Source organism: Spirillospora sp. NPDC049652 (assembly GCF_040675125.1).
In the GTDB taxonomy this organism is placed as follows: Bacteria; Actinomycetota; Actinomycetes; order Streptosporangiales; family Streptosporangiaceae; genus Spirillospora.
In genome coordinates, this window is the sequence record NZ_JBFAOF010001244.1 from 1 (window position 1) to 1,769 (window position 1,769).

The 1,769-nt window shown below is 74.6% G+C and carries 3 protein-coding genes; 2 read left to right on the forward strand and 1 reads right to left on the reverse strand.

Annotation, left to right across the window (positions count from 1 at the left end; genetic code table 11):
• Positions 1–463, forward strand: a 463-nt coding sequence (locus AB0J52_RS39035; RefSeq protein ID WP_500188110.1) for a zinc-binding dehydrogenase, incomplete at its 5' end; no start/stop codon positions are given.
• Positions 464–566: 103 nt separating this feature from the next.
• Here the strand turns inward: AB0J52_RS39035 and AB0J52_RS39040 are convergent.
• Complete coding sequence (locus AB0J52_RS39040) at positions 567–1,256, reverse strand: hypothetical protein (RefSeq protein WP_500188111.1); 690 nt, start codon at positions 1,254–1,256, stop codon at positions 567–569.
• A gap of 208 nt (positions 1,257–1,464) precedes the next feature.
• Between AB0J52_RS39040 and AB0J52_RS39045 the strand changes: the two genes are divergently transcribed.
• A partial coding sequence (locus tag AB0J52_RS39045; RefSeq protein WP_500188113.1) for a hypothetical protein occupies positions 1,465–1,769 on the forward strand: 305 nt, incomplete at its 3' end.

Consider the following 1,769-nt stretch of genomic DNA (forward strand, 5'->3'; position numbering starts at 1 on the left):
CGCCGAGGCCCTCGGCGCGGACGAGGTGCTCGACCCGGCCGTCGCGTCCCCCTACACCCGGTGGGCCGAGCTCGGCGTTCCGGTGACGACGGTCGACCGCATCGCCGCCGAGATCTTCGGCACCGCCGCGCGCGGCGCGGTCATCTTCGAGTGCGTCGGCGTCCCCGGGGTGTTGCGGCAGGTCATCGACGGTGCTCCGGCGGGTGCGACGGTCATGCTCGTCGGCGTGTGCATGCAGCCCGACACCGTCGAGCCGGGCGTCGCGGCGGCCAAGGAGATCACCGTCCGGGGCACCTTCGGCGCGATGCCCGAGGAGTACCGCGCCACCCTGCACGACATCGGCGCCGGACGCATCGACGCCGGCGCCGTCATCACCGGCGAGGTCGGCCTGCCCGACCTGGACCGGGCGTTCCGGGACCTGGCGAACCCGGAACGCCACGCGAAGATCATCGTCCGCCCCTGAGCCCTGCTCCTGAGTCCGGCCCTGAGCGGAACCGGGCCGCGCGGCCCGGAACGCGGCGTGCGCCGGGTGCCGTCCTGGCTCCCGGCGCACGGTTCGCGCTCTGTCAGCCGACCGGGTTCTCGCCGAACTTCGACCCCGACGGACGCGACGGGGGCGACGGCCGGGGGATGCGGTTGAGGGCGGCCAGCGCGAGTTCCTGCGTGCGGCTGAGACCGCCGCCGTCGCCCGGCCCGCCTCCCTTGCCGCCGAGGCGCGCCTTCACGCCGAGACCGTACGAGACGAACAGCAGGACGCCGAACATCAGCAGGTAGGCGACGTGCTCCGCGAGGCCGCCCCACTTGCCGCGCAGGACGTCCAGGACGCAGAGCACGCCGAAGCCCGCCATCCAGCCGGCGAGCGCGGGCAGGAACCACACGTCGCGGCGGCGCACCAGCCCGGCGACGGTGACCAGGACGAGCAGCAGTTCGAGCCCCTTCACCCCGGCGAGGACGGTGCCCGCGACGCCGGAGTCCAGGTAGGACGCGACCTGGTCGCGCCGGTCGCTCCACGACAGCACCGCGCCGACGACGCTCGCCAGGCCGTACGCGGCGAGGAAGACGCCGACCGGGTAGTGCAGCCGGTGCCAGTACGCCGACGCGCCCTTGGCCTTCCCGCCGGACGCGCCCGGCCCCTTCCCGGGCTCGTGCCCGGAGCCGGCGGCGGCGGGGTCGAACGGCGCGTCACCGGGTCGTCGGGGGAGCGGGTTGTCCGGCCTCGTCAGCTCGGCCCGCCAGTCCGGATTAGCCCCACTCATCCCGGTTTCCCGCCCTTCCTCGCCTCAGCCACGCGCACGTTATCCCGATTATCAGACACATGACCGGGCAGATCGGTTCGCGCGCGCCGCCCGGAACGTTCCACGCGGCCGGACACGGGGCGCGGAACGGCCCGCAGTGCGTGCGTCCAGGTCGGCGGCGTGCCAGTCTGGCGCTCGTCGGGCCACGCGATCCACGGGAGAAGCGAGGATGACGCCTGACGACAGGGGACCTGGCGGCGGAGCACCCGGCGAGACGGGAACCGCCGCGCTGGTCAAGACGCGAATCGAATACCTGGAGGAGCTCGGCGACGAGCTGTCCCGGCGGGGCCTGCGGGTCCGGCTCGCCATGCCGCGCGGCCACGGGCCCAGCCTGCACGTGACGAACCCGGACGCGTCCGCCCTCACGGAGAACATCCTGGCCGAGCAGGACGCGGACGGCTGGTGGTACCGGTGGTCCTGGGGCGAGCGCCTCGCCCCCGCCGGTGCGGTCGCCGAGGCGGCCGACCTCGTCCG

Coding starts and splice junctions, on each gene's coding strand:
- AB0J52_RS39040 (WP_500188111.1), bottom strand. CDS start 1,256: ATGAGTGGGGCTAATCCGGACTGGCGGGCCGAGCTGACGAGGCCGGAC.